A 17,778-nucleotide genomic window follows, 5' to 3' on the forward strand; every position below is an offset into this window, starting at 1 on the left:
CACTCAACAAGAGACGCATACTAATGGGTTGAAAATAATGGAAGGGGCGTTGCCAAATGAACGGCGATCACAGCCGCACATGAATCTGCTGAACACCATTCAGCACTGTGAAGCGGTATGCGAACACATGGTGACTTTCGTGGCCTGCCGTCAGGACGTTAATCAACGGACAAGACAGTTGCTTTTCTTGCGCGACTGTGCGGACATCTGCGGTCTGACCGCCAATAAAGACAAAAGCGTGGCCCCCCGTTGAGGTTCCACGCTTTGTTGATTTTGGGGTGATGAATCCATGCCATACCGCATTGCCGTCTCCGTGAGCAAACGACGCCTCTATCTCTATCAAAACAATCGATTGACAAAGACATACCCCATTGCCGTCGGAAAGATGCTGACGCCGACGCCCACCGGCAGTTATAAAATCATCAACAAACAACCGAATCCGGGCGGACCCTTCGGCGCCATGTGGATGGGATTGAGCAAGCCAGGTTACGGGATTCACGGCACAAACGCTCCCGGTTCCATCGGCCGGGCCGTTTCCCTCGGCTGCATTCGCATGTACAACAAGGACGTGCTCGCCTTATCCAAGATCGTCCCCATTGGGACGCCAGTCGTCATCAGCCGGTGAGACAAGACATACTCGCTCTGTATCGTCACTTGCCTCTCAAGTGATAGGGCACCGAAGCCACGATGATGTTCTTCTTCAGAAGCAAAACCGTCCGCAGCAAGAAACCGGTCTGGTTATGCAACAGATAGTGCCACCAGGTATGGGTGACGAACTCCGGGATGATCACGGTGATGACCTCGCCCGATTTCAATCCTTTTTCCAGTTCATCGATATAGTTGACGAGGGGATTGATCAATTCCCTGTAGGGCGACTCGACGACAGCGAGCTCGAAGTAGATCTGTTTCTCGGCAAGTTTTTTCCTTAACTTTTCCGCTGTTTCCGGGTAGGAGGAGACATGAACGATGGTGACGTCCGTATCCTCGTTAGACATGGATTTCGCGAATTCTAATGCGTTCAGCGCCGGTTTCGACAGAGAGGACATGGGAACCAGGATGTGGTTCTTCACCACATAATAGGGGGTTTGGTTCTGCGAGGATAACTCACGGGCCATATCGGTATAATGCTGTTTCACTTTTTGGAATATCCACACCAGCAGCGGTATCGCCAAGAGCACCAGCCATGCGCCGGCCATAAACTTGGTCGATGCAATGACGATGGTCACGACGCCAGTGATTGTCGCACCGACGCCGTTGACGAGGGCATTCCACTTATACCCCTTCGGCTTCAACGTATTCCATCGGACCACCATGCCGGCCTGGGCGATGGTAAAGGCCAAGAAAACGCCGACGGCGTACAGCGGGATGAGGGAATGGACAGAGCCGTGAAAGATCACGACCAGGATGATCGCGCCGGCGCACAGAAGCATGATACCATTGTGAAATACAAGACGATCTCCCCGAAGGGCGAAAATGCGCGGGATATACCCTTCCGAAGCCAGTTTCGCCGCCATGATCGGGGCGCCCGCAAAAGCGGTGTTGGCGGCCAGGATCAAAATGATCGCCGTCGCGGCCTGCAAGACATAGTACATGAGGTTCCTGCCGCCAAAAACGATTTCGGCGATCTGCGAAACGAGCGTCTCCCCATGTTGAGGCAGCACATGGACCCAACCGGCGATCATGCTGATGCCCCCGAAAAGGATGACCGAGAGGCTCCCCAAGGCGAATAAAACCTTAATCGCGTTGCGTTCTTTCGGCTCTTTGAAGGAAGGGACGCCGTCGGCCACCGCTTCCACGCCGGTGAGCGCCGTGCAACCTCCGGCAAAGGCCTTTAACAAGATCCACACAAAAATCAGGTTCCCCAGATTGGCTGCATGTTCCTCATAGGGTCTTACGTCAGGCGCAAGGTCTCCCGAGAGATAGCGGTAAAAGCCGGTGACGATCAGCGCCAGCATGGAGAGAATAAAGAGATAGGGGGGGTAGGCGAGCAAATTCGCTGATTCACTGATGCCCCTCAGATTGATAATCGTCAAAAGGACAATAAAAAAGACTGCGATATACACAGTATAAGGGAATAGCCAGGGGAATGCCGAGGTGATGGCCGCCGTTCCCGAGGATATGCTGACAGCGATCGTCAACACGTAGTCAATGACCAACGACGCCCCGATGATGCAACCGTAGGTGGGACCGAGGAACTCCTTGGCGACGGAATAGGCGCCCCCGCCCTCAGGATACGTTCTGATTACGTGTGTATAGGAGAGGATCACCGTAAGCAGGAGCAAGACAATGCACAGCGCGATGGGCGGCAGGTAGTGAAAGGCGATTTGTCCGATCACGGCCAATACAAGCAGGATTTCCTCCGTCGCATAGGCGACAGAACTGAGCGCGTCCGATGCGAAAATCGCCAATGCCTTAGGCTTGCTGATCGTCTCATGGGTCAGTTGCCGGTTATGGAGTTTACTCCCAATCAGTAGCTTGCGAAGCAAACTTGCTTCCTCCCTGCCAGATCCTCATTTTACATGGATGTAGTCTACTCCTAGGATTGGTTTTTTTCAATCTCAAAATTATTATTTCTTCGGCCCCCGCCCGAAAAAACAACAAAGTCCAGGCACTTCTCGTCCTGGACCTTGTTGGAGCGGCAGAATGGTATGAATCCAACTTACCCTATGAAACTAATGGCGCAGCGCTTGTCCTTGACCTTCAGCGGCCCTCGCCCATACTCCGCAAAAAACCGTGCCATTCCGATTTCTTTTAACTTCTTTTCTTCAACGGGACAGGTTAAATTGAGCACTTCTTCCTCATCAACAGCGGCCATCACTTCATGACAGCCTTTACGGCTGCAGGCGTAAAGGTCCCAGCAAAAGGCTTCAGCAGTTTTTGTCACACTAGATCCGTCCTTACATATTTTTATGCCCAAAGCTCCCGATCCTCACTGGATAAAAAGGATAAAGCATCGTAAAGGGCACGCTTGATGCATGCCTTATTGGTTATTACGTTTCTGTTTTCAATGGCTTACACATGTTTTTTTGGAAACCCTATTCGGCGCAGAGCGGGAAAAGCGCAGTTCATGGAGGGCGCCAACAAATCGACCCCGCCCGCTTGGGCGGAGTCGCGTTTAACAGGCAATCTGATTTTTTCCTGCTATCTTTGCTTCATGCAATAAGTTCTCCGCTTTTCGGATCACGTCTAAGGAGGTTTCATCGGTAAGCTGGACCAACCCGCCGCTGACAGACAGGCTAACATCATATTCAGAAATCGCCTGGATTTTCGCGACGATGGTTTCAGCAATGGTTCGAGCAACCTCCAAGGAGGTGTCCGGGAATAACAGGATAAACTGCTTTCCGGCGTATCTGCCGACGATGTCATCTTGTCGCACTGCTGAACGGAGGACCTGAGAAACACTCATCACAATGCTGTCTCCTACGCTCAGACCATGTACCTCGTTGATTTCGCCTAGATTATCCAAATGGAGCATCAATAGGCAGAGGCTCTGATGGGTTGCTTTGGATTGAATAACCTCAACCTCAAGGGTGTTAAAGATAGCGCCCTGATTGAGCAAGCCGGTAAGACTATCGGTCACCGCTTGCTTTTGCAGCAAACGGTTGCTCAGTTGCAGTTCCAATTCGTATCTTTTCCGAGCCGTGATATCGATGACGAAGGTTACGTTCTTCGTTTTCCCGTCAGACCCGCATATGGCGGTCGTTTTCGAGTAAACCGATATTTTGCTCCCGTCTTTCTTTACGACTTCCCATTCGTCTGACAGTTCGCTTTTGTTCGAGATGATCATGCTGTGGGCGGAAAGGACCATCTCGCGCGTTTCCTCGGGGCAAACGACGGTAAAGCTTTTTCCGATTAATTCTTCTCTTTGGTAACCGTAAATCGAACAGTACGCCGGATTCACTTCCTCATAGCAGCCCTGTTCATCGGTGATGCAAATGCCCACAGGCGCCGAATCTATGATTTTATTCAGCTCTTCTTTTGATAGAAGCGAGTAGTCCATGATGCGATCCTCCGGAGAAGTTGTTTGATCTCATTGTAACATAGTTAAATGATTGATACAGTCCTTAACTTGGACTGATTTACCCCTCCGAATAAAACGAGCAGGCGCTCTCTTCCTTTTGACGCCCATACATCCGAAATCGACTCCTTCTGAATACTTGTGATGATTACTGGATAAACTGAAAAAAATTTCTGGAGCGAGGTCGCCTAATGGAAAACTATGAGTTGATTCAACAAACAAGGGAAGGGCTCTCTGCGTTGGTGCTAAGCCGGTACTTATCTACCGAGTTGTTTACCTTTAACTGGTGGTTTTTATTGGCCATACTGATTGGAACCTACGCGCTTTGGTGGAAAATCATCGAAAAGAAAAGGTTACTGGAACTACTGTTATTCGGCTCCTTTATCGCTGTATCCGTTGGATTCGTCGAAGGAATCGGCACAACCTCGGGCATTTGGGGATATAAATATAAGCTCGTTCCCATCGTTCCGTCTCTTTTCCCTTTTGACTATACGTTAGTTCCGATCATTTACATGACCATTTACCAGTATACGACCTCCTGGAGAACCTACTTTACCACGACTTCGGTGGCTTCGGCCCTGTATGCCTTTGGATTTAACCCGCTGTTAGTATCGATGGACATCTTGCATATCGAGCATTGGAACCACATTTACAACTTCATCCTATTGCTCACAATTTCAAATCTGGCTAGGTTCGTGCTATTGTCTGACAATTTTCCGCTGAAGGAATCAAGAGTAGAGACTTGCTCAGCCCCATTTTGCAACCGGCGACACGGCCCATCGATCCGCCCGAAGGGAGTAAGCAAAAAGAGTAATTATGAAAGTATCAAGCCTTCAGCATACAGCGGGCCGGACACTTATTATCTGAAGGATTGGCGCAACTGGATTCCCAAAGTCAAACCATCGGCATATATTGCCGGCAAGGCCGATACAACCAAAGAAAAGGTATAGCGAACGTTGCAATGTATTTTAGGAGAAACTGGGGAATACTTTTCTATGCCGTCTGGTGGAAATATGTAGACTATGCGGCTCAATCTCCGCAGGGATAGAGGAAAAAAGAGGACTAGAAACACATGACGCCACTGCTAACTGAGGGCAGTGGCGTCATTGTTATTACCATCTTTCCAAGCTAAGTGGTTAACACCAACAGTATAGGAAAGGCAACAACGGCGAATGCCAACACCCAGGTAAAGGCCCCGGCAGGCTTATGACCGCTGCGCCACAAGGTGGAACCGTAATTCAGGGTATAGAGGGAAATCGCCAGCAAGGTGAGCGCTGCTGCGAGACGGACAAGCATTTTCCATATTCCTTTGCCTCTCATCGATTACCTTTATCTTGCGTCTCCGCGAAGGGCTGTATCCGCAGACCCGGTCGACGGATTTCAAACTCGATATGGATCTCATAGGTGGCATTGGAAAAGCGGTTTTTCCAATCAAGTTGGTCAAACTCCTGCATCGTCAGTGTTCGCATCTGAATAAACCGGGCGATATAGAAGGGATCTGCCTTTTCTTTCTGCGCCTTCTTGATCAGTGTGTCGATTTCCTTCGTTATTATTTTCACCGTTTGGTCTTCAAATAAGGAGATGCGCTCGGGGCTCACAAACTGGTCCAGCGAAGGAACAGACATCAGCTCCCCTTCCAGAAACAAGCGAATATCCAGATGGGGCTTCTCCCCCTCCCATGTCACATCGATCCCCGGCTCTTTTGCTCTTCGAATCTGGACGGCAAAGGTTCCTGGACGACCGGGAGATTCAAAGACCCAGATGCCGCTCCGATAGGTGTCGCGGAGCAGACCGTAGACGCGGGCCTCCCAGCCGGACCACTTGTCGATCAGTTTTCCCTCTTGCATGACGGCGACGCCGAGAAACTCGGACGAGTTGCCGCCGGAACGATGAAGCGGTTCAAGGGTTTTTCCGCCCGGTTCCTCATTCTCTTCCATGAGCCCGTGGTATTTCTCGGTCGGCATCGCTTTCACCTGACCGTCTTTCTTTTCCGACGCGACGGTCGGGTTGATGCCGACTATCGGGAGGACCGCATCGGACTGTTTATTCTCCACTTCGCTTAAAAAATCATGGAGCGTCGGCATCCGGGAATAGCCGAAACGAATCACGCCGCGGGCGATGCCGTCGACATACCGGGAGACGCTTTTTTCCAGCACCGGCGCCGCCGTCAAAAAGACATCTCTCGCCGGCCCGTCTTTGGCGACCCAGACGAAAACGGTGCGGCGAAACTGCCGGAATCGTTCCACTACATCCAGATAGGGCAGTATGCCTTCTTTCGCCAGTTCCTCTCCAAAGATGATGACCCGGAGGTGCCGGAAATCGATTCTCCGCTCCACCGTGGCTTCCGCCAGGCTGATGGCTTCGGAAATCGACCGGGCCGTGATCGTGATCGGCTTTGATGTCTCCCCAATCGATTCCCCCTGGCCTTTTCCGGCCTCGGCGCCAATGTTTCCGGGGACGCCGATCCGCATGATCACATCGAGTTGGTTGTCTACGCTGCGATCGACGCCCATCGTTAAAACGAAGGCCAACGTCTCCAACTCGTTTCGGTCCCAACAACCGGTCTGCAAGGCGAGCATGACGCAGAGCGTGGCCGTCCATCCCAACTTCCGCAACCAGCTCTTCACCCAAGATCCTCCTTCTCGCGATAGAACAACTTGCTCCAGAGCAGCAGGAGCGCCGGCAGCCCGAAAAAGGGCGCCTGGAGCAGCAGGATCATCAACGAATAGGTGTTCACTGCGTCGATGGCGCGTGGTGGAACAAAGGCGACACAGACGGAAAGCACAGCCAACGGGAACAAGTAGGGGCGAAAATCGGGCGCTCGAATCCCCTGGGCCAGTGTTAAGGCGCCTCCGTACAAACAGACGGCCAGACCGATGGCCGACACACTGGCCCATACGAATACGAACAGCGGATCGAGGCGTTGCAGAAACACTTCGATGCGGATCAGGCGAACGACCTGATAAAGCGGAAAGCCGATCTGTTGGGCCGTCGCAATCGGGAAGCACAGTTCAAAGACGATCTGCGCGAAAACAAACAGGAACGCCGAAAAAGCCAGCGTCGCCATGCCTGCCCGTTGAAAGTATTTTTGTTTGCGAATCAAGGGGGCGATAAAACCGAACAAGGCGATCTCCACGTACAGCCCCGTATAAAGAAGTCCTGCGCTGACGGTTTCCCATAGGCCATAACCCAGCCAAGGGGTGATATTATATAACTTTCCCATGCTCCCCCCCATCGTCAAAGCAAGGGTGAGCACCGTCAAACCGATGGGCACAATCACCATGATCGTGCGGGATAGACTTTCCAACCCGCCATAGGCCAGGTAGATATTTAATAAGACCATGGAGACGATCACGGCCGAGATGGGTGTTAACGGCAGGAGTGTCGATAGAACGAATTCGGCGAAGATACGCAGTTGATACCCGTAATAGAGGATAAACAGCCCGGAGAAAAGGACCCCTAAGATAAACTGAACGGCGCGCCCCCAGAACAATCCGGCGATGCTGAGCAGGGAGGCTCGGGAAAAGGCGGCGGATAGATGCTGCAACATAAAAAAGACGACAGTCGCGCCCAATACGGCGATGACGGGCAGCATCCAGGCCGCCGTCCCTCCGGCCTGACAAAGCGTCCTCGGAACGATCAGAAACATTTTGAGATGGATAAAACTGCTTACACAGATCGTTGTCTCAAACCAACCGGCAAAGCCCTGCCTCTTCCTATGATCCATTTCAACCTCTCCGTTGAAACTCGCCGGCGGCTTCCTGCAAGGCGATCAACTCCAACGGCGTCGTCGGGTCCCAAGGGCGAGTGACCTTTTTGGCTTTCACGATGTCCTTTGGCCGGGTATAACCGGGACGTTGCTCCTGGATGAAAGGAGAACGGCGCACAAAAGGGAGCAGAAAGCGTTTTTTCGCCGGCGCCACAGGGACTAAAAAGGGCATGCCCAGTGATCGCAGGCCTGTGGCGTGGCAGATCAGCGCCACGAGACCGAGCAAAATGCCATAAAAGCCAAAAACGGTTCCCAAGAGCAGGTTAATCAGCCGGACCAGGCGCAGACTGAACGTGAGCGTGTACTGGGGCATGGAAAAACCGGCTAACACCGTGATGGCCATGACGATGATCATGACGGGAGAAACGATGCCGGCTTGCACAACGGCTTGACCGATGATCACAGCGCCGACGATACCGATCGTGGTGCCGATGACCTTGGGCACACGCAATGCCGCTTCTCGGATAAACTCGAAGGCCAACTCCAAAAAAAGCACCGCCAAGAAGCTGGGAAAAGGCACCCGTTCCCTGGCCGCCGCGATCGAAAGCATTAGTTCCGTAGGAAGCATTTCGGGGTGAAAGGTGACCATGGCCACATATAAGGCGGGGAGGTATAAGGAAAAGAACAACCCGATCAACCGGACGATGCGGGAAAATGTCCCGATGGGCCACCGGAAGTAAATGTCCTCGGGGGAATGCAGTTGCGCCCAGAAAGTGACGGGCGCAATCAGCGCCAATGGGCTGCCTTCCAGGAGGACCGCCACAGAACCTTCCAATAGATAGGCGACGGTGCGATCGGGCCGTTCAGTAATCAGCACCTGCGAGAATAAGGAACGGGGTTGGTCCTGGATATACTGTTCCACCATCCCCAGATTGTAGATCATGTCGACGTCGATGGCCTTCAACCGCCGGCGCATTTCCCGGACGATTTTGGGATCGGTGAGTCCGTCGATATAGAGGAGATACATGGGTCCCCGGTTTCTTCGGCCCGCTGGAAGCGCTTCGGCCACAAACCCCGCTATGGCCAAACGCATGCGCAACAAGCTGAGGTTTTTTTGCGCCACCTCGACAAAAGCATCATAGGGGCCGGGGATGACCGTTTCAATGCGGGGCGACTCGATGCCGCGACTCTGTTGATCCCGTAAATCGACGACCAACGCCCATGGGCGGTTGTCCACATGGATAAAGGTCATGCCGTTGACGAGCTTCTCGACAGCCTCTTCCACGGTGGTGACGGTATTGACGATATGACAATAGGTAAGGGAACTGGTCAGCCTATCGGGGGTGATATCTTCTACGTCGCCGTTGTATTCCAACAAGGGACCGACGACGGCTGACTGCATCAGTTCCCGATCACTGATGCTGTTGTAGAAGGCGATGGTGATTTCGCTCCAGGGCGCCGATAGGGTTCGGACAACAAAATCGGGATTCCGCTTCGCATGAAATCGGCCCTTCAACACTTGCTGCAAGGTTTGCAGAGCCGATGGGAGCGGCGTCGACTTCTTGGGTTTCCCCTTATTCTTTTCATCCAGAAATCGCCGTATCGGCGGACGGGCAGGGCTCAGGGAAAACTGCTTTTCTACAATCGGCTGGTTGACAGACACCAGGTTTTTCAGAAAGGAGTTGACATTATCAAGGATACTGCTCGGCTTTTTCATGGGCTGCCAAACCTCTCTCTGAGATGTCGCTTGAGGGCCTCTTCGAAAAGCTTGTTCATTTCCACGGCTTCGTTGTAGGAATCCCAGATGCCAAACACGTAAATGGACGGAAAAAACATCAGCCAATGATAGTCCACCAGATTGCTGATCTCTTGAAATCGACCGGTAAATGTATATATGACTGCTTGAGGGAAATGGGAAAAGAAAATGATGGTCACCAACCATAGTAAGAGGATCACGCCCTTGAATGTCTTCATGTTGTAGATATGACCAAAACCGGTGAACAGGGCGGACCACCCTGCAGCAGCCCAGGGATTTTTATGGCTTAAATAATTGACTCCCCAGATCGAATAATGAGTAAACGTAAAGTACCGTTTTTTCTGTTTTCGCTCCAAGTCGGAAAAAGTGTTTAGCTCAATACTCATCCGGTAACCATCAAAGATGGCGAAACAAAAAATGGAAACATAAACCAGCGCCCACCCTTCATCGATGATATCGCGAGCGGCTTGAAACCTTCCGGTAAAGGTATACAGTATGGCCATATTCACGTGGGCCTTCATATTGACATAGGTTTCCCAGCTCATAAGGATAAGGCCCTTTAAATATTCACCCATGCATAAATGTCCCAGACCGGGTAAGGCAGCCGACCACCAGGCAGCCATCCATGGGGTTTTTTTGTGAAAGATCCCCAGCGAGATGCCGGTCATCTGCATTCGCTTAATGCGGAACTGACTCATGGCCCATCCTCCAGCGCACTTTGCTCCTTAGAATAGCCATGTTTTTTTCGTTTATACTAAATGCGGTGATCATATGCGGGTGATCTACGGGTTGTTCAAAACAACTCTGAAGACAGAGTTGGGGCTTTATGCGCTGCTGGAAAAAGGTTTTCACGGGAAAAAAGTGCGCGTCGTTCCCCTCGACGCCACGGTGAGAGCAACCCCCCGGGTCATCGATTCGATGTATAAGTCAGACGGACTCAGTTTGTTTGATGGAATAGCCATGTCTGCCTCGATCGGCATGTTGTTCGGCGTCATTTTCGGCTCTGTCGTGTATATCGGACCCATAGCCCTCGGGATCATCGGCTTTTTTCTGGGGGCAGGTATCGGGTATTTGGTAGACCAAAAGATAAGCAAAGACTTGCGTCACAATATTTCCGGCCCTTCGGGGGAGATTATCGTCTCTGTGGAATGCGATACAGAGGAGGAGCAGGAAACCGCCGAGGCGATTTTTCGAGAATATCAAGCGGTTGCCCTGGGCGTTTTCCGCAGGAACCATGGATAGACTACAATAACGCATTGATATAAAAAACTATTTTGCAAGGAAAATGACTATGGATAAAATCCCGGTTACAAAAAACATCCGCCGGCCTTTGGCCCACGTATCTACCCTCGCCACAAACCACATCCATCTACGGAACCCCTGGGTGACCGTATGGCTATCGGCGCTATTTCCGGGGTTTGGTCAGATTTTTCTGGGGAGTTACGTCAAAGGATTTCTGCTGATTATCTGGGAGATCGTCATCAACGTCCAAGCCAAGTTAAATTTGGCGATCCTCTACTCCTTTACTGGGCAGTTGCATTTAATCAAAGAGACGGTGAATGTCCGATGGCTGCTTCTCTATGCGGCGGTCTACGTTTATGCCATATGGGATAGTTACCGTTCTACAATCGATTTGAATAAGTTTACCATTTTGGCGCAAAGAGAACGTTCCGCTATTATTCCGTTTAAGATAGATTCTTTTGAAATAAACTATTTTGACAAAAGAAACCCCTGGATCGCAGTCGTGTGGTCCATTTTCATGCCAGGACTGGGACATCTATACACCCACCGATTGCCGACAGGCTTTTTCGTGTTGATCTGGTGGATCGCCATCACCTATTTTTCACACCTGATGGAAGGCGTCCATCATTCCGCGATTGGCGCTTTTGAGCAGACAAAAGCCATTGTTGATCCCCAATGGCTGTTATTTATGCCATCGATATTTTGTTTTTCCATTTACGATTCCTATGTCCATGCAGTGGAATATAACAAGTTGTTTGAATATGAACAGGCTCAGTTTTTGCGTTCTGAATATCAAAGTAGCGCTTTTAAGAAACCGATATAATCCGGGAGTGACTACGTTGTACATTGTCGCCACATTCGAACAGTCCTTGTTACTGGAACTGGCGCTGTCGGAACTTGAGGAAAAGGGCATTCAAAGGGATCATATTCTCGCAGTGCCGCTGAAAATAAGTTCTAATAAAGGCAAGATAATGGACACCATTTACGGAGCAGACGGGATCAGTTTGTTTGATGGCGCTACTGTGTTGGGGTCAGCCTCGATGGTTTTAGGCGTCATCTATGGCTACGTTTTGGCATGGGGTCCCATCATCTGGGGATTGATCGGTCTGATGACAGGTCTTGTTGTCGGATTCATTCTGGACCTTGCAGTTAGAAATAAGAAAAAAAACATGGTCAAGCAACGGCAGATGTCGTTGTGATGATCTCCTGTACGGCAGCGCAGGTAGACTGGGTTTCTACAGTCATAGAAAGTCATCAACCGAAAGGGATCGGATTTATCCCTGATTAGTCTCTTTGCGGTCTGTCCAATTTGAAAAAGCCATAGGATGTGATCAGGAGGTGATGATCCTGGCGCACCTATGGTCCATCTTCCGGGTCGGGGTTAGACTATCCCTATCCCTCTGGCCCGTCGTCCTTTTGACATGGCTGTTTCAGGCGCTTTTACTAATCCCCTTGTTGCTTCCCCTCTTCTCCTATCTGTCCCATGCCCTGCCACCGCCGGCGGCCTTATCCGTACCCGGCGCTCTATCCGCGCCGGCAGGTGATGGCGCTGCTGGCGTCTCCACCGCTCTTTCGCTGATCACAGGGAGCCGTCCCCGCGATTGGGATGCCATGCAGATCTCTCTCTATCATGACCTGCTGCTTCCCTTCTCGTCGACTGCCGCCGGGAAGCTCTGGCAAAACCTGCAATGGATACCCTTCCTCCTCTTTGCCCTCCTCCGTCCCTTCTGGCAGGCCGGCGTCTGGTCGGCCCTCCGTCACCGCCTCGTCTTTCCTCGTCACCGGAAGGGCCTCTTGAGGACTTTTTTTGAAGGCGTCGTCCGCTGGGGCTTCGCCAGCTTCCAGATCGCCCTCTGGCTGACGCCGGCCTGGATTTGCCTCTGGTGGCTTTACAACAGCCTGTCCAATCGGTTAGACGCCATTCCCTTGTCCCCTGCAGCATCGATCCTCATGGTCGGCTTTTTCGTAATGGTCATGCTGACGCTCGTCGACCTCCTCAACCTGGTCGGCGATGCGGCGCGCTGGCGACTGGTCACGTCTCCTGCCGGTGAAAAGAGGCGCCTTCTCGGGCTGCTTCGGTCGACAGCATCCGGGCTCACCCGCCACCTCCCCCCGCTGCTGCTGACCCGTTTTGCCCTGAACATCGTCTTTCTCATCGCGTTGTCGCTTGTGCTGTGGGCGCTCCAACACTGGCCTGCGCAGGGAATCGTCGGGATGACCGTCGCCTTCCTGTTGCAGCAAGCGGTTGTCTTTCTGCTCATCTTTTCCCGGCTTGCCTCATCTAGCGCGACCGCCAGATATCTCCAAGGAATTCAAGCATAGTACTTCTTCCTTTTGAATTTTAAGCCAGACGATAATTCGTCTGGCTTTTTTAAGGCGACCTTATGCAATTCGTCTACCGGAGCCCTTCCACCGACTCCACATACCCCGGCCCCAGATGCCCCGTCGTATCCGCCCAGGCCTGCTGAAGCATGGCTGCATCATCAGCGGTCAACAGCGGATCGGCCTTTTCCCGCCAATCCCGCAGTGCGTCGGCCACAGGCAGCGCCCGGTAATCCTGCCGCCCCCGCCGGTTGTAGCGGTCTGTCCAGACCGGCGCGTAGCGGATATCGCCGATGCGGGTGTAGGCCTTGCCGGAACCGTCCGTTCCCTTTTCCAGGGGGATATAGAGGATCGCCCCGGCGTCGCGGTAGCGCCCCTTCTGGGCCGAGATGAAATTCCCCAGCGAGTAGACGACAAAGACATCCTTCTCGCCGGCCTTGCGTTTCTCAAAGGGCTGGAGCACATGGGGGTGGCTGCCGAGGACCACATCGACACCGGCCTTGACGGCGCGGTCGACCCACTCTTTCTGAAAGGCGCTCGGTTGCCGCTGGTACTCGTCGCCCATGTGCAGCGAGGCGACAACAAAATCAGCGCCGAGGCTTCGCGCTTCTGCCACTTCGCGCTCCAGCGCTTGCTCGTCGAGCAGGTTAACCAGCCAGGGCTTGTCCTGCGGGATGGGGATGCCGTTCGTCCCGTAGGTGTAGGCCAGAAAGGCGAGTTTCACCCCTCGGACGTCGCGGATGGCGATGCGGCTCCGCTCTTCGGCGCTGCGAAAAGCCCCTACAGGGACGATGCCATTCTCCTCCAGACGATTCACCGTCTGCATTGCCCCGGCGGCCCCCTTGTCCAGAATGTGGTTCCCAGCGACGGTGATCACATCAAAACCGGTGTCAGCGAGGGCGGTCGCCATGGCGTCGGGGCAACTGAAGAGCGGGTAGCCTGAATAGCCCCGCTCGGCGCCGGCCATGGTGCCCTCAAAGTCGGCAACAGCCACATCGGCGGCCTGGATGTAGGGTTTGATGTTGGCGAAAAAGTGCTCAAAGCGGTAGCTCCCATCGGCCTCCCGGCCGGCTGCGATCATGGAATCGTGAATCAGCACATCGCCCGTTGCGGCCAACACGATGGTGACGGGACGCGGCGGCGCAGTGACGGCAGCCTGCGACGGTTCCACGGCGCTCCCCGATCCGGGGTTGTTCTTCCATCCGCAGCCCGGCGTCACAGCGGCCACCGCCATCGCCATCATCAGCAAAAGCGGCATGGCGATGCCTCTCAGACCTTTTCCCAACACCCTTCCTCCTCTGCTTCAGCGGTGATTTGGTTACTCAACATTCTTTGCCGTTGCCATGTTTATCTTTCTTTCGCTTCCCGTCGCCCTATAGCCTTTTTTTACTCGAACATCGCCACTGGGCTGCCTTGCCGACCCAAACCAAAAAAACCACGCCCCTCCTTGGCAGAGGTTCGTGGCTTTCTGTTTTGCGACTGTCGATTTTACCGGAATACTAGGGCTTGATTAGCGGTTGATGGCCATGACGGAGAGCGCCTCGGCGGAGCGGGCGACCTCGTCAGAGGCTTCCTCGATCTGCTTGGATGTGGTTGTCAGGCTCTCGATCTCGGTGGCGATCTGCTTCACCTTATCCTGGTTGTTGCCGATGGACTTGATGATCTCGCCGAAGCTGCGGACGACCTCGGCCGCCTGCTGGGAAGCGGCGTCCATAGCCTTGCTCGTATCGACCATGGCCTGGGAGACTTCGAGCGTGTGCTGGCGCGAGATCTGGATCATCTCGGCGATCTCCTGGACCGACTGCTCCGAGAATCCGGCCAGCTTCTTCACCTCGTTGGCGACGACGGTGAAGCCGCGGCCTGATTCGCCGGCCCGGGCGGCTTCGATGGCGGCGTTCAGGGAGAGCAGGTTCGTCTGGGTGGCGATGCCCTGGATGACGCCGGCGATCGACTCGATCTTCTCGGAGCTCTCGTCGAGGGCCTTGATCTTGTCCTGCATGCCCTGAATCAGGGCGTTGAGGTTTTCAATGGCCGTGCCGGTCTGCTGGATCCGTTTCTCGCCGCTCTCGGCCAACTGATTGACCTGGCTGGCGAACTGGGTGGCCTGAACGGCGTTGTGGGCGATGCGCTGTGCCGCCGAGGCCATCTCGGCCGCCGAGGCTGCCGTCTCTTCTGCGGTGGCCGCCAGGGTCTGGCTGGAGTCGTTGACCCGCGTTTGCAGGAGTTGAATGTCGTTGAGGGCGTTTTCCAGATCTGCCTTCTTGTCGATCTCCTGCATGTAATCGGTGATATAGGAGGACATGACTGTCTGCTGGTCCAGGTTGGTCAGGCGCTGCAGCGCCGTATTGACTTCGAGCGCCCGTCCCTTGTCGCGCATCTCTTCCAAAATGGGGATCATGGCGTTGAAAAGCGCCTGGTAGGCAGCCGTGTACCAGTAAGCCGGCAACTTGATCCGGTTATGTACATGGCCGATTTTTTGACGTTGTTCGATATAGCGGTCATCCACCTTGTCGGTGAAGAGGCTCTTCACGTACCCTTTGAAGGTTACCCGCAACTTATCGACAGACGAATGGGTTTCTATGAACGATTTCAGTTCAGGGATTGCAAGGAGTTGCTTATAGAAGTTGTTCGCCACCTCGTCGAGACGCGGCTCGATCAGCGGGCGCAGTTCCGCCAGTAATGCCAGATCCCGCGTGCTGAGGTTAAGCAGCTTTTGCGCCACTTTGGCCTCTTCGCCGGATACGTTGATGGACATGCCGGCCGGTATCGTTACAGGGCCGCTACTCTGGTTTCGGCCGAAAAACATATCGCTTCCCCCTATCTCCTTGTCTGCCTGTCTAACGATTATTATACATCCTTCGATTCGTCCTTGGAAAGGCGCAAATCATGTAAAGTCAGTCACCGATGACGGCGCAGGGACCGGCACAGGCGCAAAAGCCGCAGGCATCGCTCAAAGGCAAATGGTCGTATGCGCGGTCCACTTCCAGCAGGAAGCCGTAGCAGCGATGCCGATCAAACGGTTTGTCGGACAGCGCGCCGGTGGGACATGCCCGCTCGCAGGCGCGGCAGCCGGCGGTTTCCCGGCAGAGCCCCGGGGCCGAAGGGCCGAAGTCACCCGGTTCGGGGCGCCAGATCCCCGGCCCATCGTTAACGGTCCTGTCGATGACCAGCGAGATGAATCGTCCGGCTGTTCCCGCCGGCGTGATCAGCATCTGGTGCCGGCCAAACTCGCCGAGCCCGCAGGCCCAGGCCATATGCTTGTGGGACCACGCGGCGATCAGCCGCTCCTTGTCAAAGTCATAGGTCGGCTTCGCCGTCTCGGCAGCGATCCCCGCTTCCGCCAGCGCCGCCGTCATCGCCGCAGCGATCTCAGCCAGCAGGCTGTTCGTCGTGACATAACCGCGCGCCCATGATTCGGTGGGATAATCGGCCCGCCGGTTGGCCTCAACCAGTTCGCGACGGAAGGGGAGGAAAACAGCGACGATGCTGCGCGCTCCCGGCAGGCATGCCGCCGGATCGACGAGTTCAGGATGGGCGGTCTTTAGTCGTTCGACGCGAGGGTGGGTCACCGGAACGGCGGCCAGCAACGGCGCACGGTACCCTGTTTCCCCTTCTGCCGCTTTTTCCGCGCAGATCTGCCATAACCGGTTCATCAGTTTTTTCATCAGCAGGATTCCCTTCTCTTTTTGGCGAAAATATCAGTAAATAATCCAGCCACACATCAAGTATCCAACAGTCTCATGGATTATCGACTCGGAAGGAGGCCCAACTGTTTGGACAACTTCACGAAGCGCCCCTACGGTTCCCTTCTCCCCCGTTCCATTCTCCTGTTCACCCTGCTTGCGCTCGTCTCCGCCATCGCCTTGTCCGGCTGCAGCGTGTCCCAGGCGACGCCCCCGTCTCCCCCGGCTGAAAGCGCTGCTTCGCCCGCCCCTGATAGTCAAGTGAAAGCAGCCACCGCTGCTGCGGAAACGACGGTTCGACTTTTTTTCCCCGATCAGGAGTTGCAGCGCCTGATCAAAGAAGAACGGCCCCTGAGCGGCAGCGCCGGAGAAAAAGTTCGCCAGACCTTTGAACTCCTGAAAGGCGGCCCCCAGAACGGCCAACTGACCACCCTCATCCCGGCAAAGGCCCGCCTGCTCGGCGTGACCAGCAAAGACACCCAGTTGGAAGTGAACCTTTCACAGGAGATCCGCCAGAGCAACGTGGGCTCCACTGGGGAAGCCCTGCTGATCGGCTCCCTCGTCAACAGCTTTTCCTCCCTCGGCTACACCGGGGTTCAACTCACCGTGGAGGGCCAAAAAGTTGAAACCCTGGCCGGTCACCTGGACATCTCCCGCCCCCTGGCCTTTTTTGACGAATTGACCATCCGCCAAGGACCGATCCCGCCGCCCGATAAGATAAGCGACATCGAAAGGGATGTGCGGCAGGGCCACCAGCAGTGGCGACTTGACCCGCTGGAAGTGACCCGCGTCGACGGCATCGCCCTCGGTTTCGAGCCGGAAAAGGACTGTTTCAGCCTGATCAGCCAAGCAGAGGCGGCCGACAAACCCGTCGCCAAGGTGAGAGTTCGTCATGGCAAGTTGGATTTCCTTGTCGAACTGACCAAACCGGCAGGCGCCGGAAAGGAACACATCTGGGTGATCCGGTCCGTCGCCACAGCGCCGCCGGGAGCGTAAACCGGTCTAACAGCAGGAAAATAAGATAGTCCGGAAAAAAATGGGCCGCCTT

Annotated in this window: 17 protein-coding genes; 7 read left to right on the plus strand and 10 right to left on the minus strand. The window is 54.1% G+C overall.

Annotated elements, in window-relative coordinates; translation table 11 throughout:
* Positions 1-289 precede the first annotated feature (289 nt).
* On the plus strand, positions 290-625 hold the full coding sequence (locus GTO91_RS00955; RefSeq protein WP_161253430.1) for a L,D-transpeptidase: 336 nt from the start codon (positions 290-292) through the stop codon (positions 623-625).
* Between the two features lie 25 nt (positions 626-650).
* Here GTO91_RS00955 and GTO91_RS00960 read toward each other — a convergent pair whose 3' ends face one another.
* The 3 genes from GTO91_RS00960 to GTO91_RS00970 all read right to left on the minus strand — a co-directional run bounded on the left by GTO91_RS00960 (position 651) and on the right by GTO91_RS00970 (position 4,000).
* Entirely contained in the window at positions 651-2,486 is a 1,836-nt protein-coding gene (locus GTO91_RS00960; RefSeq protein ID WP_161253434.1) for an APC family permease, read from the minus strand.
* Between the two features lie 173 nt (positions 2,487-2,659).
* Entirely contained in the window at positions 2,660-2,884 is a 225-nt protein-coding gene (locus tag GTO91_RS00965; protein ID WP_161253438.1) for a hypothetical protein, read from the minus strand.
* A 231-nt stretch (positions 2,885-3,115) separates the two neighbouring features.
* Positions 3,116-4,000, minus strand: coding sequence for a sensor domain-containing diguanylate cyclase (locus tag GTO91_RS00970; protein ID WP_161253441.1), 885 nt, complete (start codon positions 3,998-4,000; stop codon positions 3,116-3,118).
* A gap of 209 nt (positions 4,001-4,209) precedes the next feature.
* Here GTO91_RS00970 and GTO91_RS00975 point away from each other — a divergent pair, with 209 nt between their 5' ends.
* Positions 4,210-4,968 carry a CBO0543 family protein gene (locus GTO91_RS00975; protein ID WP_161253445.1) on the plus strand — a complete coding sequence of 253 codons (759 nt, stop codon included), beginning with the start codon at positions 4,210-4,212 and terminating at the stop codon, positions 4,966-4,968.
* A gap of 366 nt (positions 4,969-5,334) precedes the next feature.
* Here GTO91_RS00975 and GTO91_RS00980 read toward each other — a convergent pair whose 3' ends face one another.
* Genes GTO91_RS00980 through GTO91_RS00995 form a run of 4 tightly spaced genes read right to left on the minus strand, consistent with a single transcriptional unit; the run spans position 5,335 to position 10,181 of the window.
* Positions 5,335-6,645 (minus strand): Ger(x)C family spore germination protein, encoded by a 1,311-nt coding sequence (locus GTO91_RS00980; RefSeq protein ID WP_161253448.1) that lies wholly within the window; start codon positions 6,643-6,645, stop codon positions 5,335-5,337.
* Positions 6,642-7,745 carry a GerAB/ArcD/ProY family transporter gene (locus GTO91_RS00985; RefSeq protein ID WP_161253451.1) on the minus strand — a complete coding sequence of 368 codons (1,104 nt, stop codon included), beginning with the start codon at positions 7,743-7,745 and terminating at the stop codon, positions 6,642-6,644. Before GTO91_RS00985 ends, GTO91_RS00980 begins: the two co-directional genes overlap by 4 nt.
* A 1-nt stretch (position 7,746) precedes the next feature.
* Positions 7,747-9,444 (minus strand): spore germination protein, encoded by a 1,698-nt coding sequence (locus GTO91_RS00990; RefSeq protein ID WP_161253454.1) that lies wholly within the window; start codon positions 9,442-9,444, stop codon positions 7,747-7,749.
* Positions 9,441-10,181, minus strand: a complete 741-nt coding sequence (locus GTO91_RS00995) for a hypothetical protein (RefSeq protein WP_161253457.1) — start codon at positions 10,179-10,181, stop codon at positions 9,441-9,443. Before GTO91_RS00995 ends, GTO91_RS00990 begins: the two co-directional genes overlap by 4 nt.
* A gap of 73 nt (positions 10,182-10,254) precedes the next feature.
* On the opposite strand from GTO91_RS00995, the gene GTO91_RS01000 reads away from it, so the two are divergent.
* From GTO91_RS01000 to GTO91_RS01015, 4 genes are all read left to right on the plus strand, one after another.
* The gene (locus GTO91_RS01000; RefSeq protein WP_161253460.1) at positions 10,255-10,725 is read left to right on the plus strand and encodes a hypothetical protein; all 471 of its coding nucleotides are present in this window, start codon (positions 10,255-10,257) and stop codon (positions 10,723-10,725) included.
* A gap of 49 nt (positions 10,726-10,774) precedes the next feature.
* A complete protein-coding gene (locus tag GTO91_RS01005) occupies positions 10,775-11,548 on the plus strand; it encodes a hypothetical protein (protein ID WP_207708950.1) in 774 nt (257 codons plus the stop codon).
* Positions 11,549-11,564: 16 nt separating this feature from the next.
* Positions 11,565-11,924 carry a hypothetical protein gene (locus GTO91_RS01010; RefSeq protein WP_161253466.1) on the plus strand — a complete coding sequence of 120 codons (360 nt, stop codon included), beginning with the start codon at positions 11,565-11,567 and terminating at the stop codon, positions 11,922-11,924.
* A 142-nt stretch (positions 11,925-12,066) separates the two neighbouring features.
* Positions 12,067-13,047 carry a hypothetical protein gene (locus tag GTO91_RS01015; protein WP_161253469.1) on the plus strand — a complete coding sequence of 327 codons (981 nt, stop codon included), beginning with the start codon at positions 12,067-12,069 and terminating at the stop codon, positions 13,045-13,047.
* A gap of 73 nt (positions 13,048-13,120) precedes the next feature.
* Here GTO91_RS01015 and GTO91_RS01020 read toward each other — a convergent pair whose 3' ends face one another.
* From GTO91_RS01020 to GTO91_RS01030, 3 genes are all read right to left on the minus strand, one after another.
* Positions 13,121-14,332, minus strand: a complete 1,212-nt coding sequence (locus GTO91_RS01020; RefSeq protein WP_161253472.1) for a CapA family protein — start codon at positions 14,330-14,332, stop codon at positions 13,121-13,123.
* A gap of 225 nt (positions 14,333-14,557) precedes the next feature.
* Positions 14,558-15,853: a globin-coupled sensor protein gene (locus tag GTO91_RS01025; protein WP_161253475.1), complete on the minus strand. Its 1,296-nt coding sequence runs from the start codon at positions 15,851-15,853 to the stop codon at positions 14,558-14,560.
* A gap of 88 nt (positions 15,854-15,941) precedes the next feature.
* Positions 15,942-16,712 (minus strand): epoxyqueuosine reductase, encoded by a 771-nt coding sequence (locus tag GTO91_RS01030; protein ID WP_161253478.1) that lies wholly within the window; start codon positions 16,710-16,712, stop codon positions 15,942-15,944.
* A 108-nt stretch (positions 16,713-16,820) separates the two neighbouring features.
* Between GTO91_RS01030 and GTO91_RS01035 the strand changes: the two genes are divergently transcribed.
* Positions 16,821-17,726, plus strand: coding sequence for a GerMN domain-containing protein (locus tag GTO91_RS01035; protein ID WP_161253481.1), 906 nt, complete (start codon positions 16,821-16,823; stop codon positions 17,724-17,726).
* The last annotated feature ends 52 nt before the right edge of the window (positions 17,727-17,778 follow it).

Source organism: Heliomicrobium undosum (assembly GCF_009877425.1).
GTDB lineage: Bacteria > Bacillota > Desulfitobacteriia > Heliobacteriales > Heliobacteriaceae > Heliomicrobium > Heliomicrobium undosum.